The organism is Pseudomonas sp. 008 (genome assembly GCF_016861935.1).
Taxonomy (GTDB): Bacteria; Pseudomonadota; Gammaproteobacteria; order Pseudomonadales; family Pseudomonadaceae; genus Aquipseudomonas.
Window position 1 is genome coordinate 1 of record NZ_BOMA01000004.1, and the last position, 23,048, is coordinate 23,048.

General features: G+C 59.0%; 21 protein-coding genes and 1 pseudogene. 5 read left to right on the forward strand and 17 right to left on the reverse strand.

The features are described 5' to 3' along the window. The 5 genes and pseudogenes from JUI81_RS09375 to JUI81_RS09395 form a co-directional block, all read right to left on the reverse strand. Positions 1-248 (reverse strand): annotated as a pseudogene (locus JUI81_RS09375) (IS110 family transposase); the annotation flags it as partial. 310 nt (positions 249-558) lie between these two features. Continuing rightward, positions 559-1,464, reverse strand: a complete 906-nt coding sequence (locus JUI81_RS09380; RefSeq protein WP_204124156.1) for an SdiA-regulated domain-containing protein — start codon at positions 1,462-1,464, stop codon at positions 559-561. Positions 1,465-1,551: 87 nt separating this feature from the next. Continuing rightward, positions 1,552-2,487: an SdiA-regulated domain-containing protein gene (locus JUI81_RS09385; RefSeq protein ID WP_204124157.1), complete on the reverse strand. Its 936-nt coding sequence runs from the start codon at positions 2,485-2,487 to the stop codon at positions 1,552-1,554. A gap of 181 nt (positions 2,488-2,668) precedes the next feature. Then, a complete protein-coding gene (locus tag JUI81_RS09390; protein WP_019580569.1) occupies positions 2,669-3,334 on the reverse strand; it encodes a fumarylacetoacetate hydrolase family protein in 666 nt (221 codons plus the stop codon). Between the two features lie 38 nt (positions 3,335-3,372). Next, a complete protein-coding gene (locus JUI81_RS09395) occupies positions 3,373-4,767 on the reverse strand; it encodes an FAD-binding oxidoreductase (RefSeq protein WP_018928648.1) in 1,395 nt (464 codons plus the stop codon). A 204-nt stretch (positions 4,768-4,971) separates the two neighbouring features. Between JUI81_RS09395 and serA the strand changes: the two genes are divergently transcribed. Next, positions 4,972-6,201, forward strand: a complete 1,230-nt coding sequence (serA, locus tag JUI81_RS09400) for a phosphoglycerate dehydrogenase (protein WP_018928647.1) — start codon at positions 4,972-4,974, stop codon at positions 6,199-6,201. A 77-nt stretch (positions 6,202-6,278) separates the two neighbouring features. On the opposite strand, the gene JUI81_RS09405 is transcribed toward serA, so the two are convergent. Then, positions 6,279-6,704 carry a DUF4399 domain-containing protein gene (locus JUI81_RS09405; protein ID WP_018928646.1) on the reverse strand — a complete coding sequence of 142 codons (426 nt, stop codon included), beginning with the start codon at positions 6,702-6,704 and terminating at the stop codon, positions 6,279-6,281. Positions 6,705-6,839: 135 nt separating this feature from the next. Here JUI81_RS09405 and JUI81_RS09410 point away from each other — a divergent pair, with 135 nt between their 5' ends. After that, entirely contained in the window at positions 6,840-7,427 is a 588-nt protein-coding gene (locus JUI81_RS09410; RefSeq protein ID WP_019580568.1) for a transporter substrate-binding domain-containing protein, read from the forward strand. Positions 7,428-7,456: 29 nt separating this feature from the next. On the opposite strand, the gene JUI81_RS09415 is transcribed toward JUI81_RS09410, so the two are convergent. Together JUI81_RS09415 and JUI81_RS09420 are read right to left on the reverse strand one after the other, a co-directional pair. After that, positions 7,457-7,942 (reverse strand): DUF523 domain-containing protein, encoded by a 486-nt coding sequence (locus JUI81_RS09415; RefSeq protein ID WP_204124158.1) that lies wholly within the window; start codon positions 7,940-7,942, stop codon positions 7,457-7,459. Positions 7,943-7,944: 2 nt separating this feature from the next. Beyond that, a complete protein-coding gene (locus JUI81_RS09420; RefSeq protein ID WP_018928643.1) occupies positions 7,945-8,577 on the reverse strand; it encodes a 2OG-Fe(II) oxygenase in 633 nt (210 codons plus the stop codon). A gap of 133 nt (positions 8,578-8,710) precedes the next feature. Here JUI81_RS09420 and JUI81_RS09425 point away from each other — a divergent pair, with 133 nt between their 5' ends. After that, a complete protein-coding gene (locus JUI81_RS09425) occupies positions 8,711-9,463 on the forward strand; it encodes a DUF2059 domain-containing protein (protein WP_019580566.1) in 753 nt (250 codons plus the stop codon). Between the two features lie 43 nt (positions 9,464-9,506). Here the strand turns inward: JUI81_RS09425 and JUI81_RS09430 are convergent, their stop codons facing one another. Beyond that, positions 9,507-10,454 (reverse strand): alpha/beta hydrolase, encoded by a 948-nt coding sequence (locus JUI81_RS09430; RefSeq protein WP_204124159.1) that lies wholly within the window; start codon positions 10,452-10,454, stop codon positions 9,507-9,509. Positions 10,455-10,551: 97 nt separating this feature from the next. Here JUI81_RS09430 and JUI81_RS09435 point away from each other — a divergent pair, with 97 nt between their 5' ends. Both JUI81_RS09435 and JUI81_RS09440 read left to right on the forward strand, forming a co-directional pair. Further along, positions 10,552-11,130, forward strand: a complete 579-nt coding sequence (locus JUI81_RS09435) for a DUF6436 domain-containing protein (RefSeq protein ID WP_204124160.1) — start codon at positions 10,552-10,554, stop codon at positions 11,128-11,130. Positions 11,131-11,234: 104 nt separating this feature from the next. Further along, complete coding sequence (locus JUI81_RS09440) at positions 11,235-13,637, forward strand: penicillin acylase family protein (protein ID WP_096479402.1); 2,403 nt, start codon at positions 11,235-11,237, stop codon at positions 13,635-13,637. 139 nt (positions 13,638-13,776) lie between these two features. Here JUI81_RS09440 and JUI81_RS09445 read toward each other — a convergent pair whose 3' ends face one another. The 8 genes from JUI81_RS09445 to JUI81_RS09480 form a co-directional block, all read right to left on the reverse strand. Next, a complete protein-coding gene (locus JUI81_RS09445) occupies positions 13,777-14,667 on the reverse strand; it encodes an ABC transporter permease subunit (protein ID WP_019580562.1) in 891 nt (296 codons plus the stop codon). Further along, a complete protein-coding gene (locus JUI81_RS09450) occupies positions 14,664-15,545 on the reverse strand; it encodes an ABC transporter permease subunit (RefSeq protein WP_172901220.1) in 882 nt (293 codons plus the stop codon). Before JUI81_RS09450 ends, JUI81_RS09445 begins: the two co-directional genes overlap by 4 nt. Before the next feature lie 35 nt (positions 15,546-15,580). Next, entirely contained in the window at positions 15,581-16,723 is a 1,143-nt protein-coding gene (locus JUI81_RS09455) for an ABC transporter ATP-binding protein (RefSeq protein ID WP_018928636.1), read from the reverse strand. 61 nt (positions 16,724-16,784) lie between these two features. Further along, entirely contained in the window at positions 16,785-17,882 is a 1,098-nt protein-coding gene (locus tag JUI81_RS09460) for a polyamine ABC transporter substrate-binding protein (protein ID WP_019580561.1), read from the reverse strand. 176 nt (positions 17,883-18,058) lie between these two features. Then, positions 18,059-19,153, reverse strand: a complete 1,095-nt coding sequence (locus JUI81_RS09465) for a polyamine ABC transporter substrate-binding protein (RefSeq protein WP_019580560.1) — start codon at positions 19,151-19,153, stop codon at positions 18,059-18,061. Positions 19,154-19,335: 182 nt separating this feature from the next. Then, entirely contained in the window at positions 19,336-20,700 is a 1,365-nt protein-coding gene (locus JUI81_RS09470; protein ID WP_018928633.1) for an aspartate aminotransferase family protein, read from the reverse strand. Between the two features lie 72 nt (positions 20,701-20,772). Next, positions 20,773-22,131, reverse strand: a complete 1,359-nt coding sequence (locus tag JUI81_RS09475) for a glutamine synthetase family protein (RefSeq protein WP_018928632.1) — start codon at positions 22,129-22,131, stop codon at positions 20,773-20,775. Positions 22,132-22,169: 38 nt separating this feature from the next. After that, the gene (locus tag JUI81_RS09480; protein ID WP_019580558.1) at positions 22,170-22,946 is read right to left on the reverse strand and encodes a gamma-glutamyl-gamma-aminobutyrate hydrolase family protein; all 777 of its coding nucleotides are present in this window, start codon (positions 22,944-22,946) and stop codon (positions 22,170-22,172) included. Positions 22,947-23,048: the final 102 nt, after the last annotated feature.

The window sequence follows — 23,048 nt, forward strand, 5'->3', positions numbered from 1 at the left end:
GAGCTTTTCGGGTTGATCACAGAAACCGGCAAGCCTGCAGTGCTTAACTCCAGGGCCAGATCCAGGTAATAAATCCCGGTGGCTTCCATGACCACAGAAAGCGGTTTGAGCGCTAACAGCTTTTTCACGGCAGCCTTGCGCCCCTTGGGCGTTTGAGCGATATCCCACGAGCCAGCTGCACGGCCTTTGTCACGCCATCCCATTGCTGTGGTGCGAGAACCAACATCCAATCCGACGTGAACACTCATGCTTTCCACTCCAAGGAAACTGGGTGAAGATGGCTCCTGGTTCCCCTGACCTCGAACTTCATGCCGCTGCAACCTTGTAATGCGAAGTCCGACTTGTCGGCTTCTCGATACTCTTCGTGGTGGGCAATGAGGCGGGGGAGCCTCTCTACAGACAAGGTCAGGAGCAAGTCCTGCCTTCAGGAGCGGTCGGCCTCCCCCAGAAACACATCTTTGAGACAACACCGAGGAGCTTAGCTGCTCTCGCCGGGTGTTCGGCCAACATACAAGGAGCGAAGCTTGCTCGCTCCTACAATTGGTTTTGCGGTGTTGGTCAGGGCTGTGCCGGTTTTTTGAAGACGTAGAACAGGTTCGGCTCGCTGACGAGGTACAGGGTGCCGTCGTCATCCATGGCAATGCCTTCTGGCTTGTGCAATCCCTGAAGATCCTTGCTCAGTGACAGGGTGCTCAGCGGTCGCCCGTCCACATCCAGTTCAAGAATCAACCGCGACTCATCAGACAGTGCCAGCAAATGGCCGCTGCGCTCGTCATATTGCAGGCTCGACAGGTCTCGCACGAACATTCCGGCATCGCGCTTGGGATTGTTCACCACGTGCACCGCGTAGGACTTCTCCGGGTTGTAATGGGGAAAGCCCTGCACTTCGTAGATCAGCATCGGGTCGCGCTCCTTGGCGACGAACAAGCGCTTGCCCACCGAGTCATAGGCCAACCCCTCGAATCCCTTGTTGCCGCTCATGTGCACGCCGAGGGTCATCTGCTCGGCGTCCGCGGCATCGAGGAACGTCGTGCCCTTGCGCAGATGAATCTTGATCAGCCGTTGCTCACGCTCATCGGTGATCACGTAAGTGTCAGCGCTAATGAACTCGACTGCTTCCGGGTCGCCGAACCCGACCAGCGCCACACGCCGCAGGATTTTGCCTTCCAGGGACAACTCGATCAGCTCGGCGTTTTTGTGGGTGACCGTGAACAGGCTTTTGCGCACGGGATCGAAGGTCAGCGCTGAAACATCGTCGTCCAGACCGTCAATGACTCGCGCCTCGATCGCCACCTGATACTGGTCCAGGCCAATGGGCTGGGCATTCATCGGCTGCCATAGCGCCTGCACATTGAACCCACTGCGCTCGAACAGGCGCTGGTACTGGCCGACGGCAACCAACACGATCAGGGCAATGACCGACAGGATCAGCATCAGGGGTTTGGGGCGGACAAGTCGACGCATTCAGGCAAACTCGGAAACAGGACGGGCGGATGAAACACCACGGCTGCCTGAATTAAAACCCTAATGGCCCGCGACCTTCTACCGCAACTACCGAACCTGTTGCTTTTCGAAGCGGTAGAACAGGTTCGGCTCGCTCACCATGTATAGCGTGCCTGCTTCGTCCATGGTGACGCCTTCGGCACGGGGAATGGTTTTCTTCAGACCATTGAACCCTCCGAGCAAGGTCATGAAACTGACCTGCTCGCCCTTCTCGTCCAGTTCCAGCAATAAGTGAGAGTCGGCGGACAGCACCAGAGTGTGGCCGGTGCGCGGATCGATGGCCAGGGCCGACAGGTTACGAACATCCAGTGCGTCGCTGGAGAGTTTTTGCTTGTCACCCTTCAGGATCTGGCTGCCATCGCTTTTCCAGCTGAACAGCGCTGGTGGACGCTCTTCACCCAGCAGCAGTTGCTGGCGACGGGCATCCCAGACGACGGCTTCGAAGCCTTTATTCTGGTTTTTCGAGGGACCAAGATCGTATTTCGGGAAATTGGCGATGTTCAGCTCGCGCGTATCGGCATCGACCTTGACGATCGAGAGCATGTGTTCGCGCTCATCGGTAATCGCCAGCAAACCATTGCCCATTACCGTCACCCCTTCCGGGTTGCTCCAACCCACCAGCGGCATTTTGCGCAACACGTCGCCCTGCAACGTCAGCTCAACCAGGAACGGGTTCTTGCCCATCACGGAGAACAGGGTTTTGGTCTGCGGGTCGTAAGACACGTCGGACGCTTCGTCCTTCTCCATGCCCGGCAGCAGTTTGGCGTCGATCACCGCCCGATAGTCCGGCAGCCAGACACTCTCTTTTCGTTCGGCAGGGCTTTCGAAGCGCTCCTTCACCCAGAGCACACCGCGGTCATCCCAATGCATCGCGAACGCAAGGCCATAAGCAGCGACCGCCACCAGTGAAAGCCAGGAATACCAACGCATGACAAAACGCGAGCGGCGGGCAGTTTTCAGCTTGGGCAGCGATTCGATGGCCATTCAGGGATGCGTTCCAGAAATTCAAGCTATGGGTAATAGCACATTGGGACAGGCTCAGATGCCATAAGCCCCGGAATTATCCAGACAAAATGTGAAAAAAACGGGAAATGGCCGGATTGCCCTGCGTGGGCAGCCAAGATCAAAAGATCGCAGCCTGCGGCAGGCTGCGATCTTTTGCTTTTTAGAGAACGCTACTGGTAAATCGGCTGACACCTGGCAATTCGAGCACCAGTTCGTCACCGACATTCAGCGGGCCAACGCCCACCGGCGTGCCAGTGAGGATCACGTCACCGGCCTGCAGCGAGAAGCAGCCGGCCATGTACTGGATCATCGGCACGATCGGATTGAGCATGTCCTTGCTGTTGCCATCCTGGCGGACTTCGCCATTGATGGTCAGGCGGATGCCGATGTCGGTCAGGTCGGCAAACGTGCTGCCGGCCACGAATGGTGCAATCACCGCCGCACCGTCGAAGCACTTGGCAATTTCCCACGGCAGGCCCTTGGCTTTAAGCTCGGCCTGCTTGTCGCGCAGGGTCAGGTCCAGGGCCGGGGCGAAGCCGGAGATGGCATCCAGCACTTCTTCGCGGCTCGGCTTGGTCGACAATGGCTTGCCGATCAGCACCGCTATTTCTGCTTCGTAATGCACCGAACCGCGCTCGGTCGGAATGCTGAAGCTGCCTTCCAGTGGCACCACGCAGCTGCCGGGCTTGATGAACAGCAGTGGTTCGGTGGGCACCGGGTTGTCCAGTTCCTTGGCGTGTTCGGCGTAGTTACGGCCGATGCACACCACTTTCCCCAGCGGGAAGTGAATACGCGTGCCGTCGACATACTGGTGCTGATAGCTCATTGACCGACTCCTGCTTCGTGCTCTTAAAGTTCGAAGAATCAAACAGCGAAAATCTTGCCCGGGTTCATGATGCCATTCGGGTCGAACACCGCTTTGACGGCTTTCATGTACTCGATCTCAACCGGTGAGCGGCTATAGGTCAAGTAATCACGCTTGGTCATGCCCACACCGTGTTCGGCGGAAATCGAACCGTTGTACTTCTCGACGGTTTCGAACACCCACTTGTTGACGGTGGCGCACTTGGCGAAGAACTCATCCTTGCTCAGGTTGTCCGGCTTGAGGATGTTCAAGTGCAGGTTGCCGTCGCCAATGTGGCCGAACCAGACGATTTCGAAATCCGGGTAATGTTCGCCGACGATCGCGTCGATTTCCTTCAGGAACCCCGGGACTTTCGACACAGTGACCGAAATGTCGTTTTTGTACGGCGTCCAGTGGGAAATGGTTTCGGAGATGTACTCGCGCAGCTTCCAGAGGTTCTGCAACTGGGTTTCGCTCTGGCTCATCACGCCGTCCAGCACCCAGCCCTGTTCTACGCAGTGCTCGAAGGTTTCCAGGGCGTGATTGGCCACTTCATCGGTGGTCGCTTCGAATTCCAGCAATGCATAGAACGGGCAGTCGGATTCGAACGGCGCCGGCACATCGCCGCGTGCCATGACCTTGGCCAGGGCTTTGTCGGAGAAGAATTCAAAGGCAGTCAGGTCAAGTTTGCTCTGGAACGCATGCAATACCGGCATGATCGAATCGAAATCGGCGGTACCGAGCACCATCGCGGTGAGGTTTTTCGGCGCACGGTCCAGACGCATGGTGGCTTCGACGACAAAACCCAGGGTGCCTTCAGCGCCGATGAACAGCTGACGCAGGTCGTAGCCGGTGGCGTTCTTGATCAGGTCTTTGTTCAGTTCCAGCAGATCGCCCTTGCCGGTGACGACTTTCATGCCAGCCACCCAGTTACGGGTCATGCCGTAGCGAATTACCTTGATCCCGCCGGCATTGGTGCCGATATTGCCGCCAATCTGGCTGGAACCTGCCGAAGCGAAGTCCACCGGATAATACAAACCGTGCTCTTCAGCCTTGTTCTGTAATTGTTCGGTAACCACGCCCGGCTGACAAACAACGGTGCGATCGGTGAGGTTCACGTCGAGAATCTGGTTCATGTAGTCGAAGGACACGACCACTTCGCCATTGGCCGCCACTGCTGCGGCAGAAAGCCCGGTACGACCGCCGGACGGCACCAGCGCAACCTTGTGTTCATTGGCCCAACGGACAATGGCCTGGACCTGCTCAATGGTCTTGGGAAACACAATGGCCGTCGGGGCCGGGGCAAAATGTTTGGTCCAATCCTTGCCGTAAGCGTTCAGGGAGTCGGCGTCGGTCAGGACCTTGCCAGGCTCAACCAGGGTCTTCAGCTCATCAATCAGCGCAGGATTGGTCATCGACAGAACTCTCGAACAATTCATGGTCATCCTGAGTACGCTTCACGTCGCAGAATGAGTGTTAGCAGGTCGCATATGCTAGCATACCGACCCCGCAGGATAGTGCCCAAAGGCTGTTCTGCGGCGACGGCTTTCCTGCCGTCCGGGTCAGCTCTGGCTGCTCCCTTCCCTGCCATTTTTTCTCCGGGACACAGGTTTACGCAGATGAGCAAGACTTCTCTCGATAAGAGCAAGATCAAGTTCCTTCTTCTCGAAGGCGTCCACCAATCGGCTGTCGACGTCCTCAAGGCGGCGGGCTACACCAGCATCGAGTACCTCACAGGTTCTCTGCCAGACGCCCAACTGAAGGAAAAGATCGCTGATGCTCACTTCATCGGCATTCGCTCCCGCACTCAACTGACCGAAGAGATCTTCGATCACGCGAAGAAACTGGTGGCTGTCGGCTGTTTCTGCATCGGCACCAACCAGGTCGACCTCAACGCGGCTCGCGAACGCGGTATCGCGGTATTCAACGCGCCGTACTCCAACACTCGCTCCGTTGCCGAGCTGGTGCTGGCCGAGGCGATCCTGTTGCTGCGCGGCATCCCTGAGAAGAACGCTTCCTGCCACCGTGGCGGCTGGATCAAAAGCGCAGCCAACTCCTTCGAAATCCGTGGCAAAAAGCTGGGTATCGTCGGTTACGGCTCGATCGGTACTCAACTGTCGGTCCTGGCTGAAGGTCTGGGCATGCAGGTTTACTTCTACGACACCGTGACCAAGCTGCCACTGGGCAACGCCACTCAGGTCGGCAACCTGCACGAGCTGCTGGGTATGTCCGACATCGTCACCCTGCACGTTCCGGAAACCGCTGCCACCCAGTGGATGATCGGCGAGAAGGAAATCCGCGCCATCAAGAAGGGCGGCATCCTGATCAACGCCGCCCGCGGCACCGTGGTCGAACTGGACGCCCTGGCGGACGCGATCAAGGACAAGCACCTGATCGGCGCGGCCATCGACGTATTCCCGGTGGAGCCGCGCTCCAACGAAGAAGAGTTCGAAAGCCCGCTGCGTGGCCTGGACAACGTGATCCTGACCCCGCACATCGGTGGCTCTACCGCTGAAGCCCAGGCCAACATCGGTCTGGAAGTGGCGGAAAAACTGGTCAAGTACAGCGACAACGGTACGTCGGTATCGTCCGTGAACTTCCCGGAAGTGGCCCTGCCGGCTCACCCTGGCAAGCACCGCCTGCTGCACATCCACGAGAACATTCCGGGTGTGATGAGCGAGATCAACAAGGTCTTCGCCGAAAACGGCATCAACATTTCCGGTCAGTTCCTGCAGACCAACGAGAAAGTCGGCTACGTCGTGATCGACGTCGATGCCGATTACTCGGAAATGGCGCAAGAGAAGCTGCAGCACATCAACGGCACCATTCGTTGCCGCGTGCTGTTCTGATCGCGACTTGAGCGACAAAAAATGGAGCTCCTCGGAGCTCCCTTTTTTACGGCTGCTTTTTCATCGCTGTGGAAAAGTTACTTCACCGTCACGGTGATTTTCTTCGACACGATCGGCGGATCGAACGGCATGTGACCGCTGTCGCCCAGCTCGAGCTGCAAAGTGTGCTTACCCGGAGCCAGTTTGATTTCAGCGTGAGTCTGAGCTTTGCCGAAGTGCATATGATTGGCATCGTTTGGAATCGGAGCACCGGCGGCTGGTAGTTTGTCGACATCGATCAGCAAATGGTGATGGCCAGTATTTTTGGTGACATCGCCTGCTGGTGCCAGCGCGATTTCCTTGACGCCGAAATTCACGGTAAAGGTTTGCGCGACCGTGGCTCCGTCCGCAGGAGATACGATGAACACTTCAGCACCTTTCGGGGCCGGCGTTGCAGCACTGGCCAGCACCGAAACACCCATCAACAGGCCAGCCAATGCTGCTCGTGACATAAAGGTTTTCATTCTCTTCTCCAGTTTTTCCATAAAATTCGCTCGACTATGACAACTTAACGGTCATACGTTGTCGAAGGCTCTCGATAACCATAGCAAAGCGAGCCTGAACAGCGCGTCGCGATAAATGAATTCAAAGGAGTGACCATGCGCTTTTTGCCTGGCCTGATCTGCCTGCTACCCCTTTTGAGCCCTTTGGCTCATGCCGAACTGATGGACGATGTTAACGACCGCGGCGAATTGCGCATTGCTCTTGAGGCTAATACACCGCCCTTCAATTTCAAGGATGACGGCAAACTGACCGGGTTCGAGGTCGAGTTGGGTCAACTGCTGGCCAATGAGCTGGATGTACGGGCCGACTTCGTCGTCACCGATTCCGACGATCTGATGACCGGCGTCGAAAGCGGCAAATACGACGTTGCCATCAATCACATAGCACTGACCCCGGACCTGAAGGATCGTTTCGACTTCAGCGAACCTTACATTCACACCAACGCGCAATTGATCGCGCAGAAAGAAGAACAACCGCGATCAATCCTGTTGGTGCAGTCGCTGACGGAAGAAAAGCCGAAAGCCGCCCCGGCTGCAAGCCTGGCCATTCCGTTTCAGAAGGGTAACCCGGCGTTCCATGCCAGCCTGGAAAACGCCCTGCAGCGGATCAAGGCCGATGGCCGGCTGGAGGCGCTGGAGCAGAAGTGGTTTGGAGCGGATGCGGGTGTGGCGCCGAAACCTTGATTCGGGTGAATGAGTAATCCTGTGGGCTGTTACTTCAGAATTGCCAGGGCCTGAGCCGCTTGCGGCAACTCCAGTTCGCTGAAGACTTGCACACCATGGCGCTTGAGCAGCGCGGCGGTCACGCCCTCACCGCTGACCTTCACGCCACTGAACGTCCCGTCATAGGTCAGCAGATTCCCGCAAGACGGGCTGTTGGCCTTGAGCACGGCAATCCGGATGCCGTGCTGTTGCACCAGCTCCAGCGCCTGAGAAGCCCCCGAAAGAAACTCGGCACTGACGTCCTCGCCCTCGGTGGTGATGACCGATGCAAGGCCATCAAGCACTTCACCGCCCTGCCCGCCGGGAATTTCCGCCGCGGCCCTGGGTGTCGGCAACCCGCCGGCGACTTCCGGACACAGCGGCACCACCCAGCCTTCGGCAATCCACTGCTCCAACAGATCGAACGGCCCGCTGGCCCCGCCGTCATAACGGACGCGGTGACCGAGCAAACAGCGGCTTACCAGAATCTTTTGCATGATCAGAACGGCTCGTTGCCACGACGGCGGAACCAGCCCGTCAACGACAGGCGTTCTCGGGTCGCGGGCAGGACTTCGTGAGGGACGTCGCCCGACAGGAACACCACCAGGCATCCACCGGTGGGCACTACATCGTGTTCGACGCCTTCGTCCAGGTACATGCGCAACTGACCGCCATGCTCGGGCAGCCAGGCGTCGTTGAGATAGATCACCGCCGAGACCATGCGCCGGTCGTCGTCACGGAAACGGTCGACATGCTTGAGGTAGAAAGCGCCGGGCGGGTACAGGGCGAAATGGCTTTCGAAATCTTCCAGGCCCAGGAACAAACCACGATTCATCGCCTCACGCAGGCTGTCCATCAACCCCAGGTAGCTGTCGCAGGACTCGGCCTGGCCAGGTTCGAGCCACTGGATATGGTCGCCGCGAATGCCCTCGCGAATCTCCGAAAACGCCCCGCGCCCCACGGCGGCCGGGGCGAGTTCACCCTCGGCGGCACGTTTACGACACTCGGCCGCCAGCGCCCGGGTCAGGTCCAGGGGCAGGAAAATATTCTGCTGCGACCAGCCGTGTTCGGCCAGGTCGTCGACGATACGTAACAGCAGTGGATGATCAGAGGGTATGTGCATGGCGCGCATAGTATTCCTGTGCCCGCAAATCCGACAGAGCCACGCAGCGGAGGATTGGTCGGATAAGGTACTCAACCTGATACGAATTCTCGACAAGTACGAATGCCGCACGGAGAATAGTCGCCTGCTGACAGGAGTCCCTATGCGTCGCTTGCTTTTCTCACTGTTGATGTTCTGCGTTTTGCCCGCCTGGGCGGACGGCCACGACCAGTTGTACAAGGTCGCCGGTTGGCCAGAACAACGCGCGCATTTCAACGATGCTCTCTCGGCCGCTCAGCAGCGCTATCAGAACAGCTTGCCACCGGCAGTGTTCCAGGCCCTGGTCGACAACAGCAATCAGCGGTTCGCCCCCAAGGCCATGGACCAGCGCGCCGAAGCGCAACTGCGCAAGAAGCTCGCCGACCCGAAACCTGCGCTGACCTTCTTTCAATCGCCCCTGGGCAAGAAAATCGTCGCCGCCGAACTGCTGGCGACCCGTCGCGATCAATTGGCGAAAAACGCCAAGGGCTTGCCGAAGATGCAGGCCAGCGATACCCGTCAACTGATCATCGGCCACCTGGCCCAGGCCCTGCCCGCCCGCGAGGCCGGCGCTGAAGTCAGCCTGGCGATCGCAGGCGTCGCGGCCGATAGCCTGAGCTCGATGATCCCGGGCCTGCTCGGCAACGGTCAGGCTCAAGGCATGTTGAACGGTCAGCGCCAGCGCCTGATGGAACAGATCGGCGCCGACCTGAACAACACGCTGCTGTATGTCTATCGCGACCTGTCGGATGACGAACTGGAAGAGTTTTCGACCTTTGCCGAGTCCTCTGAAGGCAAGGCTTATTACCAAGCGGCATTGGCGGCGATTCGGGCGGGGTTGGCGGTGGGGCAAAGCACGTCCAGTCTGACCCAGTAATTTTTTGGCGTCTGTGAAATGGCCCGCGATGACTGTCGAAATGTCACCGCCGATCCCGACTCATGCGTTTGGTCAAAAACCCGAAATACTCCTGCCGCAACCCCGGCGACTCATTCGCCAGATGATGCCGCGCCTCAGGCAGCATCAACACCTGGGGCCGATCGAACTTGCCTCGTAACACTTCAAGGTTGTGCTCCCAATCCACGGTCATGTCCGCCTGCCCCTGCACGATCAGCGGCCGCCGCGGGCTGCTCGGTGCCGCTTCTATACGTTTGATCCACCGTCCCAGCGCACCGACCCAGGCCGTAGGCAGACGTAGCGGTTGCAGTGGATCGGCTTGCAGGAACGCGAGGAAGTCAGGGTCGTTGGAATTCTCGCTGAAGCGCCGGGCGATGCCTTTGACAAACGGCTTGAGCAGGTAATAACTGAGCCGCGACCAACCCCAGGCTCGCGGCCGCACCAAGGGCGACAGCAGAATCACTTGCCCCTGGGCCGGGCTGCTCGCACCTTGATTGAGTACATGGTCGATCACAATCGCCCCGCCGGTGCTTTGCCCGCACAAGTGCCAGGGCTGCGGAAGGCCCAACGACTGCGCCTCGGCCAGCAGGCCTTGCAGGGCGCTCTGGTACTCGGCGAAGTCCTTGATACTCGCCCGTTCGCCACTGGACAAGCCATGCCCCGGCAGGTCACAGGCGATTACCGCAAACCCCTGGTCCAGCGCCCACTCGATCACATGCCGGTAGAGCCCGGTGTGATCGTAGAAGCCGTGAAATAGAAACAGCGTCGCCTTCGCCCGCTCGGGCCACCAGAGCTGGCTGACCACTTCATAGCCATCGATCTCGAAACGCCCCAAGCCACGGCGCAGGGTCCGCTGTGGAAAATCCAGCCCGTAAAAACGCTGATAGGCCATGGCCTCCGTCGACAGCGGCTGCCACTCGGCCAATGGCCGCAGGCTGGCACGCAAATGATCGGGGTCGAAAGTGGCAGACATGGGCTATTCCAGAGCGCGAAACAGACTTTATGGGCCTGCGATATTCATCTGTCGCGGCAAGCATGGCAAGCTAGCCGACCTTCGAGGATTGAAACCCATGCGCCCGGCCTATCGCACCACACTGCTTGCCAGCTTGCTCGCCCTTGTGTGTGCCAGTGTGCTGTGGGCCGCTTACAACTGGTTTCAGGGACGCTACCTGCGAGCCTTCAGTTCGCACACCGCCGTGTTCTCCGGCGACCCGTTGCGCCTGCCCGACGAACTCGCCGGCCCCGGCGCCATTCGCCTGGTGCACTTCTGGGACCCGGCCTGCCCGTGCAATGTCGGCAACCAACAACACCTGACAGAACTGGTTGAGCAATATGTACCGCAGGGTGTCGAGTTCTATACGGTACAAAAGCCCGGCAGTCACGGTCAGTTGCCCGGCACCTTGAGCCGCCTGAAAACCCTCGCGGCCCTGCCTGGCTCCGAACAGATCCCCGCCAGCCCGGCAGTGGCGATATGGGACCGCGACGGCAAGCTGGCATATTTCGGCCCGTATAGCGAAGGCCTGACCTGCAATTCGAGCAACAGTTTTATCGAGCCCATCCTGCAAGCGCTGAACGCAGGCAGGGCGGTGAACGCCACCCACACGCTGGCGGTGGGTTGCTACTGCCCGTGGCCCGCGGAGGCGAAGTAAGGCATTCCTGACTTTTCCAGGACCGCGATGCCCGGCACAGGAGGTCTGTGCTACACGTTTGCAGCCCGCACGGGTGGCAACCCCCGAAAGAACAAGGAGTCACCATGAAACGCGTCCTGACCGTACTTGCCTTGCTGATCGTCGCGCTCGCCGCCGGGGGCGGCTGGTATGTGTACAGCAAACAACCGACGCGCCAGGGCCAGGTGGCGTTGCAGCATCTGCAAGGTTCAGTGACCGTGCACTACGACGAGCGCGGCGTGCCGCATATCCGCGCCGAAAACGAAACCGACCTCTACCGCACCCTCGGCTACGTGCAGGCCCAGGACCGACTATTCCAGATGGAAGCCGTGCGGCGCCTGGCCCGTGGAGAGCTGGCCGAAGTCCTCGGCCCGAAACTGCTCGACACCGACAAACTGTTTCGCAGCCTGCGCATCCGCGAACGTGCTGACAGTTACGTGGCCGCGCTGGATCGTCAGTCGCCGGCGTGGAAGGCCCTGCAAGCCTATCTGGACGGCATCAATCAATATCAGGACAGCCACGCAGCGCCAGTAGAGTTCGACGTGCTGGGAATCCCCAAGCGCCCTTTCACCGCCGAAGACAGCATCAGCATCGCCGGCTACATGGCCTACAGCTTTGCCGCGGCGTTTCGCACCGAGCCCCTGCTGACTTACGTGCGTGACCAACTGGGCGCCGAGTACCTGAACATCTTCGATCTCGACTGGCAACCCAACGGCGTACTGGCCAAAAGGCGCGCCAGCCCCGCGCCGGTCCTCGCCGCTAGTGACTGGAAAGACCTGAACGCCCTTGCCCGCCTGAGCGAACAGGCGCTGGCCGACCACGGCCTGCCGCAATTCGAAGGCAGCAACGCCTGGGTGATTTCCGGCAACCGCAGCAAAAGCGGCAAGCCGCTGCTTGCCGGTGACCCGCACATACGCTTCTCGGTGCCGTCAGTGTGGTACGAGGCGCACCTGTCGGCGCCAGGCTTCGAGCTTTATGGCTACCACCAGGCGCTGGTGCCGTTTGCATTTCTCGGCCACAACCTGGACTTCGGCTGGAGCCTGACGATGTTCCAGAACGACGATCTGGACCTGATCGCCGAGAAGGTCAACCCGGACAACCCGAACCAGGTCTGGTATCGCGGCAAGTGGGTGGACATGGTCACTACCGAACAACAGATCGCAGTGAAAGGCCAGTCACCGGTCACATTGACGCTGCGCCAGTCGCCCCACGGCCCGATCGTCAACGATGCGCTCGGCACTGCCGCCGGCAAGACGCCGGTTGCCATGTGGTGGGCGTTCCTCGAAACCCCGAATCCGATCCTTGACGGCTTCTACCAGCTCAATCGCGCCGACACCCTGGCCAAGGCCCGCGCCGCGGCCGCCAAGGTTCAGGCTCCAGGATTGAACATCGTCTACGCCAACGCCAAGGGCGACATCGGCTGGTGGGCCTCGGCGTTGCTGCCCAAGCGTCCGGCCGGGGTGAAGCCCGGTTTCATCCTCGATGGCAGCACTCCTCAGGCAGACAAGGAAGGTTTTTACCCGTTCAGTGCCAACCCGCAGGAAGAAAACCCGGCGCGGGGCTACATCGTCTCGGCCAACTTCCAACCGGTGTCGCCGACCGGCATGGAAATTCCCGGCTACTACAACCTCGCCGATCGCGGGCAGCAGCTCAATCGCCAGCTCAGTGACAAGAATGTGAAGTGGGACAACGTGGCCAACCAGAAGCTGCAACTGGGTACCACCACCGCCTACGGGCCGCGCTTGCTGGCACCTTTGCTGCCGGTACTGCGTGAAGTGGTGAGCGATCCGGCCGAACTCAAACTGGTGGAGCAACTGGCGCAGTGGAGCGGCGATTACCCGCTGGACTCCATCAGCGCCACCCTGTTCAACCAGTTCCTGTTCAACCTCGCCGACGCGGCGCTGCGCGATGAGCTGGGCAATGACTTCTTCGAAACGCTGCTCCCGACCCGGGTGATCGATGCCGCGCTGCCGCGTCTGGCGGCCTCCGCCGATTCACCGTGGTGGGACAATCGCAACACCCCCGGCAAGGAAACCCGTGCCGATACGGTCAAGGTGGCCTGGCAAGCGAGCATGGCTCATCTCAAAGCCACCCTTGGCGCCGATTCCGCGCAATGGCAGTGGGGCAAGGCGCACACCCTGACCCACGGCCATCCGCTGGGGATGCAAAAGCCCCTGGACCAGATTTTCAACGTTGGCCCATTCGCGGCACCCGGCACCCACGAAGTACCGAACAACCTCTCGGCCAAGATCGGCCCGGCGCCGTGGCCCGTGACCTACGGCCCGTCGACCCGGCGCCTGATTGACTTCGCCGACCCGGCCCACAGCCTGACCATCAACCCGGTGGGCCAGAGCGGCGTGCCGTTCGACAGCCATTATGCCGACCAGGCCGAGGCGTATATCGAAGGGGTTTATTACCAGGCGAATTTCAATGAGGAAGAAGTGATGGCCAATACCCGCAGCACCTTGAAGCTGTTGCCGGCGCGGTAGATTTTTTCTGGCCGGGCTGACGCCTTCGCCGCAAAATTCTGGGCCATAAAGTCAAAAGATCGCAGCCTGCGGGAGCTCCTTGGGATTCACATTCCACAAGGAGCTGCCGCAGGCTGCGATCTTTTGATCTGCAGCAGTTTTAAGCCGCTTCCGGTGCCTGCGCCCGACGTACGTCCGGTTGTTTCCAGGAATCGGCAGCGGCTTCCTCGATAGCCAGCTGGATCGCACGCTTGCGGCTTTCTTCGGCGCGACGGCTGAAGAACCAGACCAGGAAGGTCACCAGCGACACCGCCAGCAGAATCAGGCTGGCCACGGCATTGATCTCAGGCTTCACGCCCAGACGCACCGCCGAGAACACTTCCATCGGCAGGGTCGTGGAGCCTGGCCCGGACACGAAGCTCGCCAACACCAGATCATCCAGCGACAAGGCAAACGACATCATGCCGCCGGCCGCCAGTGACGGCGCGATCATCGGAATGGTGATCAGGAAGAACACTTTCCATGGCCGCGCACCGAGGTCCATGGCGGCTTCTTCGATCGACAAATCCAATTCACGCAAGCGCGCCGACACCACCACCGCCACATACGCTGCACAGAATGTGGTGTGAGCGATCCAGATGGTGACGATGCCGCGCTCCTGCGGCCAGCCGATCATCTGCGCCATGGCCACGAACAGCAGCAACAGCGACAGACCGGTGATCACTTCCGGCATCACCAGCGGTGCGGTAACCAGGCCGCCAAACAGTGTGCGGCCCTTGAAGCGGGTGATGCGGGTCAGCACGAACGCCGCCAGCGTCCCCAATGCCACCGCCGCTATCGCCGTGTAGCAAGCGATTTCCAGCGAGCGCACCACTGAGCCCATCAGTTGCGTGTTGTCGAGCAGGCCGACGTACCACTTGACCGACCAGCCGCCCCACACCGTCACCAGTTTCGAGGCGTTGAACGAGTAGATCACCAGGATCAGCATCGGCGCGTAGATGAACAGCAGACCCAGCACCAGCATCAGGTTCGAGAAACGGAAGCGCTTCATTCTTTACCCTCCATTTCCTTGGCCTGACTACGGTTGAACAGGATGATCGGCACAATCAGGATTGCCAGCATCACCACCGCCAGGGCAGACGCCACCGGCCAGTCGCGGTTGTTGAAGAACTCTTGCCAGAGCACTTTACCGATCATCAGGGTTTCCGGACCGCCGAGCAGTTCCGGGATCACGAACTCCCCCACCACCGGGATGAACACCAGCATGCAGCCTGCGATAATGCCGTTTTTCGACAGCGGCACGGTGATCTTCCAGAAGCTGTTGAAGTTGCTCGAACCGAGGTCCGATGCGGCTTCCAGCAGGCTGTGATCGTGTTTAACCAGGTTGGCGTAGAGCGGCAGGATCATGAACGGCAGGTAGGAGTAAACCACCCCGATATAAACCGCCAGGTTGGTATTGAGGATCTGCAACGGCTCGTCGATCCAGCCCATGCTCATCAGAAAACCATTGAGCAGTCCGTTGTTGCTGAGGATGCCCATCCACGCGTACACGCGGATCAGGATCGCGGTCCAGGTCGGCATCATGATCAGCAGCACCAGCACCGTTTGCAGCTCTTTGCGGGCGGTGGCAATGCCATAGGCCATCGGGTAGCCGATCAGCAGGCAGAGGATGGTGCTGAACAGCGCCATCTTCAACGAGCCTAGGTAAGCGGCGATGTACAACTCGTCATCGCCCAGCATCGCGTAGTTGGCCAGGTTGAGCAGCACCTGCAGTTTCTGGTCAACGAAGGTGTAGATCTCGGTGTACGGCGGAATGGCCACGTCGGCTTCAGCGAAGCTGATCTTCAGGACGATGAAGAACGGCAGCATGAAGAACATGAACAGCCAGATGAACGGAACCCCGATGACCAGCTGACGGCCACCGGGAATTATTCGATTGAGCCGGCGTTTGAGTTTGCGCATGTTCATGAGCGAAGTACCACGCCGCTGTCGTCTTCCCACCACACGTAAACCTGGTCACCCCAGGTCGGGCGCTGGCCACGGCGCTCGGCGTTGGCGACGAAGGACTGCACCAGCTTGCCGCTCGGCAGTTCGACGTAGAACACCGAATGGCCGCCGAGGTAGGCGATGTCGTGCACCTTGCCGCTGGACCAGTTGTGTTCGCAGGTCGGCATTTCGGCCGTCACCAGCAGTTTTTCCGGACGGATCGCATAGGTAACGGACTTGTCCTGCACCGAGGTGCTGATGCCGTGACCCACGTAAATGTTGCGGTCCAGATCCTTGCAGGTGATCAGTGCATGGCCCTCGGCGTCGTCCACCACTTCACCTTCGAAGATGTTGACGTTGCCGATGAATTCGCAGACCAGGCGGCTGGTTGGGGTTTCGTAGATGTCGATCGGGCTGCCGATCTGGGCGATCCAGCCCAGGTGCATGATCGCGATGCGCTCGGCCATGGTCATGGCCTCTTCCTGGTCGTGGGTCACCATGACGCAGGTTACGCCGACGCGTTCGATGATCTCGACCAGTTCCAGCTGCATTTGCGAACGCAGCTTTTTGTCCAGCGCGCCCATCGGTTCGTCGAGCAACAACAGCTTCGGCCGCTTGGCCAACGAACGCGCCAGGGCCACGCGCTGACGCTGACCACCGGACAACTGATGCGGTTTGCGCTTGGCGTACTCGCTCATCTGCACCAGCTTGAGCATCTCGGCTACGCGGGCATCGACCTCGGCCGTCGGGATCTTGTCCTGCTTGAGGCCGAAAGCGATGTTCTGCGCCACGGTCATGTGCGGGAACAATGCGTAGGACTGGAACATCATGTTGATCGGCCGCTCGTACGGCGGCATGTCAGTGATGTCTACGCCATCGAGGAAAATGCGCCCCTCCGTGGGCCGTTCGAAACCTGCCAGCATCCGCAGCAAGGTGGATTTGCCCGAACCCGAGCCGCCGAGCAAGGCGAAGATTTCGCCTTTCTTGATTTCCAGGGACACGTCGTCCACGGCAATCGTCTCGTCGAACTTTTTGGTGACCCGGTCGATTTTGACCAACACCTGTTTAGGTGATTGGTCGCCCTCGAGGGCTTTCTTATAGGCGCCGGAGGCAACTGCCATTTACGAAACTCCCAACAGAATTTGCAGTTCGCTCAACGTGGCGAACCTGGATAGTTTGACGCTATTTGCCCGACTTGACCTTGGTCCAGCTGCGCGTCATCAAACGTTGAATGTTCGGTGGCAACTCGATGGACACATACGTCTTGTCGAGGACCGCCTGTGGTGGATAAACCGATGCGTCGGTACGTATGGACTGCTCCATCAATTTGTCCGACCCGGGGTTTGGGTTGGCATAGCCGACGGTATCGCTGACCTTGGCAATCACTTCAGGCTTGAGCAAATAGTTGATGAAGGCGTGGGCTTCCTTGACGTTGGCCGCGTCCTTGGGGATCGCCAGCATGTCGAACCAGAGTGCGCCACCCTCTTTTGGAATCGAGTAGGCGATGTTTATGCCTTTACCGGCTTCAGCCGCGCGTGCCTTGGCCTGGAAAATGTCGCCGGAAAAACCGATCGCAACGCAGATATCGCCGTTGGCCAGGTCCGCGATGTATTTGGATGAGTGGAAGTACGTCACATAAGGTCGCACCGCCAGCAATTTAGCCTCGGCCTTTTTGTAGTCTTCGGGGTTGGTGCTATTGGCGTTCAGGCCCATGTAATTGAGGACCGTGGGCATCATTTCATCGGCGGAGTCGAGGAACGCGACGCCGCAGCTGTGCAGCTTCTTGATGTTTTGCGGCTCGAACACCACATCCCAGGAATCGATCTTGTCGAGGCCCAGCACAGCCTTGATCTTGTCGACGTTGTAACCGATGCCATTGGTGCCCCACAGATACGGCACGGCATATTGGTTACCCGGATCGTTCTGCTCCAGGCGCTTGAGCAACACCGGGTCGAGGTTGGAATAGTTGCCTAGCTTAGACTTGTCGAGCTTCTGGAAAGCGCCAGCCTTGATCTGCTTGCCAAGGAAATGGTTGGACGGCACGACCACGTCGTAACCGGTACGCCCGGCCAGCAATTTGCCTTCCAGGGTTTCGTTGGAATCGAATACGTCGTAAATCGGCTTGATACCGGCGTCTTTCTGAAAGTCGGCCAGGGTGGTCTCACCGATGTAGTCCGACCAGTTATAAATATGCACCGTGCCGGTGGCCTGGGCACTGACGGCAAGCGTCAGCCCGGCGCCGACCAGCAGGGCATTGCGCAACAAAGAAAAAACAGGCAAGTGGAGGTCCTCTAAAATTAGTTGGGCCCAAGTTGCCCCGCGCTACATGACAGCCATGGCTGCCTGACAACAAAACCGGCGCGCAACTTACCCTCGAAAAACCGTTCCAGCAAAACTTTTATGCAGAGCCCTGTAGTCGCTGCCCAAGGTTGCGGCAGCGGCTACAGGTTTATTACTTATTTACCGGATTTGATCTTGGTCCAGCTGCGGGTCAGTTCGCGCTGGGTTGCGGCTGGCAAATCAGCGATCGCATACAGCTTGGCCTGTACTTCAGGAGTCGGATAGATGCCCGGATCCGAAGTGATGTCCTTGCTCACATACTGGGTGGCTTCAGCATTACCGTTAGGGAAACGCACAGCGTTGGTGATGTCAGCCATTACTTTCGGTTGCAGCAGGTAGTTCATGAACTTGTAGGCCCCCTCGACGTTTTCCGCATCCTTGGGGATTGCGACCATGTCGTAGAAGCTGCCAGCGCCTTCTTTTGGAATGGCGTAGCTGACTTTCACCTTGTCACCGGCTTCGGCAGCACGGGACTTGGCTTGCTGGACGTCACCCGAATAGCCGACGGCTACGCAGATGTTGCCGTTGGCCAGGTCCGAGATGTACTTGGACGAGTGGAAGTAGGTGATCGAAGGACGAATCTTGAGGAACAGTTCCTCGGCTTTCTTGATGTCTTCTTTCTTCTGGCTGTCGGTTGGCAGACCCAGGTAATGCAGGGCGACCGGCAGCATTTCGGTAGGCGAATCCAGGAAGCTCACACCGCAGCCCTTGAGCTTGGCAATGTTTTCAGGCTTGAGCAGGGTGTCCCAGGAATCGATCGTATCGACGCCCAGCGCAGCCTTGACCTTCGCCGGGTTGTAACCGATACCGATCGAGCCCCACATGTAAGGGAAGGCGTGTTTGTTGTCCGGGTCGCTGACAGAAACCGCTTTAAGCAGCGATTTGTTCAGGTTGCCGTAGTTGGACAGCTTGGACTTGTCCAGCTCCCGGTAAACACCGGCCTTGATTTGCTTGGCGAGGAAGTTGTTCGACGGTACGACAACGTCGTAACCGGACTTGCCTGCCAGCAACTTGGCTTCCAGGGTTTCGTTGCTGTCGAATACGTCGTACACCACTTTGATCCCGGACTCTTTTTCGAAGTTCGCGATGGTGTCCGGTGCGATGTAATCGGACCAGTTGTACACGTGCAGCACTTTATCGTCGGCCTGAACGGCGCCCGCCATCACGCCCATCAGGGACATGGCGAGGAGGGTCTTGCCAGTTATCTTCATACCTAATGCCTTCATGGGTAATGCTCCAGTTTTTCTTTTTAACCACGTGCTCAGCAGCCTGTTACAGGGCATCCGAACAACCGTTAGTCTGGCAAGATCCAAGGCAGGCTTTCAAGGAAAGCCCCATCCTTTGTTTGCACTGAGCGAAGTGCAGACATTGCACCTCGCTCAGAGCCTAGCACTTAGCCCTGCAACGCACTCAGGGTCAGGTCCAGGCACTTGCGCGCCTTGGTCACCAACTCGTCGATTTCAGCCGGTGTAATCACCAGTGGCGGAGCAATGATCATGGTGTCGCCGACCGCGCGCATGATCAGGCCGTTGTCGAAGCAGAACTGCCGGCAGATCATGCCGACGCCCTTGCCTTCGTAACGCTTGCGAGTGGCCTTGTCCTGAACCAGCTCGATAGCCCCCAACAGACCGACCCCACGCACTTCCCCCACCAACGGGTGATCGTTCAGTTCCCGTAGACGCTTCTGCAAATAAGGTGCCGTCTCTGCTCGCACATGCTCGACAATTTTCTCATCGCGCAGGATGCGGATGTTTTCCAGCGCCACCGCCGCGGCCACCGGGTGCCCGGAATAGGTGAAACCGTGGTTGAAATCACCACCTTCGTTGAGCACCTCGACCACATCGTCATGCACGATCAGGCCACCCATCGGGATGTAGCCGGACGTCAGACCTTTGGCGATGGTCATCATGTGGGGCTTGAGGTCGTAGAAATCGGTACCGAACCACTCACCGGTACGACCGAAACCGCAGATCACCTCGTCGGCCACGAACAGGATGTCGTACTTGGCGAGGATTTCCTTGATGCGCGGCCAGTAGCTGTCTGGCGGAATGATCACGCCGCCGGCGCCCTGGATCGGCTCGGCAATAAAGGCACCGACGTTGTCGACGCCGATTTCCAGAATCTTCTCTTCCAGCTGATTGGCCGCCCAGATACCGAACTCTTGTGGCGTCATGTCACCGCCTTCACCGAACCAATACGGTTGGGCGATGTGGACGATGCCCGGGATCGGCAAGTCGCCTTGCTCGTGCATATAGGTCATGCCACCCAGGCTCGCACCGGCCACGGTAGAGCCGTGATAGCCGTTCTTGCGACTGATGATGACTTTCTTCTTCGGCTGGCCCTTGATCGCCCAGTAGTGGCGAACCATCCGCAGCATGGTGTCGTTGCCTTCGGAACCGGAACCGGTGAAGAACACATGATTCATGCCTTCAGGCGCGATTTCAGCGATGACCTTGGCCAGCTCCAGCACCGGCGGGTGAGCGGTCTGGAAGAACAGGTTGTAATAAGGCAGTTCGCGCATTTGCTTGGCGGCGGCATCGGCCAGTTCATCGCGACCATAGCCGATCGCGACGCACCACAGACCGGCCATGCCGTCGAGGATCTTGTTGCCTTCGCTGTCCCAGAGGTAAACACCCTTGGCATTGGTGATGATCCGCGGGCCTTTCTCTTTCAGCTGCTTGAAGTCGCTGAACGGGGCCAGGTGGTGATCATTGCTCAGGGTTTGCCATGCACGGGTTTGCGGGTTGTTGCTGGTCATGCGAATTCTCCTTGGATTGCAGTGACGGCGCGACGTCAGAGGGCAATCACGCCCCTTGTCGCGCCCGGCGCATCAGACGGCGAAGAGCAGGAACTCCCGCTCCCACGAACTGATCACGCGCTTGAAGTTTTCATGCTCGGCCCGCTTGACCGCGACGTAGCCTGTGATGAATTTCTTGCCCAGATACTTTTCGATGGTCTTGCTGTTTTCCATACGATCCAGCGCGTCTTCGATAGTTAACGGCAGGCGCAGATTGCGCCGCTCGTAACCACGCCCTACCACCGGGGCACTCGGGTTATGCCCTTCGAGCATGCCGATCAGGCCGCACAACAGGCTGGCGGCGATGGCCAGGTAAGGGTTGGCGTCGGCACCCGGCAGACGGTTTTCCACCCGACGGTTCTGCGGCCCGGCATCCGGCACCCGCAGGCCCACGGTGCGGTTCTCTTCGCCCCACTCCACGTTCACCGGTGCCGAGGTATCCGGCAGGAAGCGGCGGAACGAATTGACGTTGGGCGCGAACAGCGGCAGCAACTCAGGGATGAATTTCTGCAAACCGCCGATGTGATGGAGGAACAGCTGGCTCATGGTCCCGTCTTCATTGGAGAAGACGTTTTTGCCGGTCTCGATGTCGATGATGCTCTGGTGCAAATGCATGGCACTGCCCGGCTCGCCGGTCATGGGCTTGGCCATGAAGGTCGCCGCCACGTTGTGCTTGAGTGCGGCTTCTCGCATGGTGCGTTTGAACACCAGAATCTGGTCGGCCAGGGACAGGGCATCGCCGTGACGGAAGTTGATTTCCATCTGCGCGGTGCCGTCCTCGTGGATCAACGTGTCGAGATCCAGCTCCTGCAATTCGCACCAGTCGTAGACGTCTTCGAACAATGGGTCGAATTCGTTCGCCGCTTCAATGGAGAACGACTGGCGACCGGTTTCCGGACGACCGGAACGGCCAATCGGCGGTTGCAACGGGTAGTCCGGGTCATCGCTGCGCTTGGTGAGGTAGAACTCCATTTCCGGCGCCACGATCGGCTGCCAGCCGTGGTCGGCGTAGAGTTTCAGTACCTTCTTGAGCACGTTGCGCGGCGACAACTCGATCGGGTTGCCCTGCTTGTCGTAGGTGTCGTGGATCACGATGGCGGTGGGCTCGATGGCCCAGGGCACCAGGAACACGGCGTTCTGGTCGGGGCGGCAGACCATGTCGATGTCGGCCGGGTCGAGCAGTTCGTAATAGATGTCGTCTTCGACATAGTCGCCGGTCACGGTCTGTAACAGAACGCTTTCGGGCAGGCGCATGCCTTTTTCGGCGATGAACTTATTGGTCGGCGAGATCTTGCCCCGGGTGATGCCGGTCAGGTCGCCAATCATGCATTCGACTTCTGTGATCTTGTGGTCTTTCAACCAATCGGTGAGCTGGTCGAGGTTGTTACTCATAAATGCCTCTTAGGCTTGAGTTTCCTGACTTTTATAAGTCAGGCGTTGTTTGACGCATCGGCGTCGCGTTGTAGTGCGCGCTTGCGGCAGGCATCGCCAAATGCCTGGAAAATCGCAAGGTAGTCAGGATTCAAGCTTACCTGCCATTCGGGATGCCATTGCACGCCTAAAGCAAAAGCCTTGCCTTCGATCACAGAGACCGCTTCGATCAGCCCATCGGGCGCCACAGCTTCCACACGAAGGCCCGGCGCCAGCCGCTCGACGCCCTGACCATGAATCGAGTTGACTTGAATCTCGCTCGACAGGCCCAGCCCCGCAAGTACACCACCCGGTTGGACGTGCACCGGGTGACTGGGGGCGTACTGCCCTTCGAGCGACAAGCTGTCGTCTTCACGGTGATCCATGAAGGGACCGGCCTCGTGGACCTTCTGATGCAGGCTGCCACCGAACGCCACATTCATTTCCTGGAAGCCGCGGCAGATACCGAGCACGGGAACGCCAGCCTCGACAGCGGCGCGGATCAGCGGGAGAGTGGTGGCATCGCGTGCAGAATCATGAGCAGTGCCTGGCGCGCTGGCCGGGCCGTTGTAGTGAAACGGTTCTATATTAGAAGGAGAGCCTGTAAAAAGAATGCCGTCCAGAGCGTCCAGAATATCGGACGGCGCCAGTTGATCTGCCAGGGATGGAAGAATCAACGGCAGGCCTTTGGCAGCTGAAGCCACGGCGCGTACGTATTTGTCGCCACTGATGTGATAAGCATGCAGACCGATCTGCTTTGAGCAGGCGGTGACGCCGATTAACGGCAGGCGAGACATGAAGCACCCCGGTATTATTGCTGTTATGGGTTTAAATCGAGCTTAGCCTTGTTCATTTTTTTACACAACACCCCCGTAAAAAATACAACACGGCCCGCTCAA

Excerpts from the sequence above, each read along its gene's own strand:
- JUI81_RS09475 (WP_018928632.1), bottom strand. The coding sequence starts at position 22,131 with ATGAGTAACAACCTCGACCAGCTCACCGATTGGTTGAAAGACCACAAG.
- JUI81_RS09440 (WP_096479402.1), top strand. The coding sequence starts at position 11,235 with ATGAAACGCGTCCTGACCGTACTTGCCTTGCTGATCGTCGCGCTCGCC.
- JUI81_RS09445 (WP_019580562.1), bottom strand. The coding sequence starts at position 14,667 with ATGAAGCGCTTCCGTTTCTCGAACCTGATGCTGGTGCTGGGTCTGCTG.
- JUI81_RS09390 (WP_019580569.1), bottom strand. The coding sequence starts at position 3,334 with ATGAGCTATCAGCACCAGTATGTCGACGGCACGCGTATTCACTTCCCG.
- JUI81_RS09420 (WP_018928643.1), bottom strand. The coding sequence starts at position 8,577 with ATGCGCGCCATGCACATACCCTCTGATCATCCACTGCTGTTACGTATC.
- JUI81_RS09465 (WP_019580560.1), bottom strand. The coding sequence starts at position 19,153 with ATGAAGATAACTGGCAAGACCCTCCTCGCCATGTCCCTGATGGGCGTG.
- JUI81_RS09470 (WP_018928633.1), bottom strand. The coding sequence starts at position 20,700 with ATGACCAGCAACAACCCGCAAACCCGTGCATGGCAAACCCTGAGCAAT.
- JUI81_RS09395 (WP_018928648.1), bottom strand. The coding sequence starts at position 4,767 with ATGACCAATCCTGCGCTGATTGATGAGCTGAAGACCCTGGTTGAGCCT.
- JUI81_RS09435 (WP_204124160.1), top strand. The coding sequence starts at position 10,552 with ATGCGCCCGGCCTATCGCACCACACTGCTTGCCAGCTTGCTCGCCCTT.
- JUI81_RS09425 (WP_019580566.1), top strand. The coding sequence starts at position 8,711 with ATGCGTCGCTTGCTTTTCTCACTGTTGATGTTCTGCGTTTTGCCCGCC.
- JUI81_RS09380 (WP_204124156.1), bottom strand. The coding sequence starts at position 1,464 with ATGCGTCGACTTGTCCGCCCCAAACCCCTGATGCTGATCCTGTCGGTC.
- JUI81_RS09415 (WP_204124158.1), bottom strand. The coding sequence starts at position 7,942 with ATGCAAAAGATTCTGGTAAGCCGCTGTTTGCTCGGTCACCGCGTCCGT.
- JUI81_RS09430 (WP_204124159.1), bottom strand. The coding sequence starts at position 10,454 with ATGTCTGCCACTTTCGACCCCGATCATTTGCGTGCCAGCCTGCGGCCA.
- JUI81_RS09410 (WP_019580568.1), top strand. The coding sequence starts at position 6,840 with ATGCGCTTTTTGCCTGGCCTGATCTGCCTGCTACCCCTTTTGAGCCCT.
- JUI81_RS09480 (WP_019580558.1), bottom strand. The coding sequence starts at position 22,946 with ATGTCTCGCCTGCCGTTAATCGGCGTCACCGCCTGCTCAAAGCAGATC.
- JUI81_RS09405 (WP_018928646.1), bottom strand. The coding sequence starts at position 6,704 with ATGAAAACCTTTATGTCACGAGCAGCATTGGCTGGCCTGTTGATGGGT.
- JUI81_RS09385 (WP_204124157.1), bottom strand. The coding sequence starts at position 2,487 with ATGGCCATCGAATCGCTGCCCAAGCTGAAAACTGCCCGCCGCTCGCGT.
- serA (WP_018928647.1), top strand. The coding sequence starts at position 4,972 with ATGAGCAAGACTTCTCTCGATAAGAGCAAGATCAAGTTCCTTCTTCTC.
- JUI81_RS09455 (WP_018928636.1), bottom strand. The coding sequence starts at position 16,723 with ATGGCAGTTGCCTCCGGCGCCTATAAGAAAGCCCTCGAGGGCGACCAA.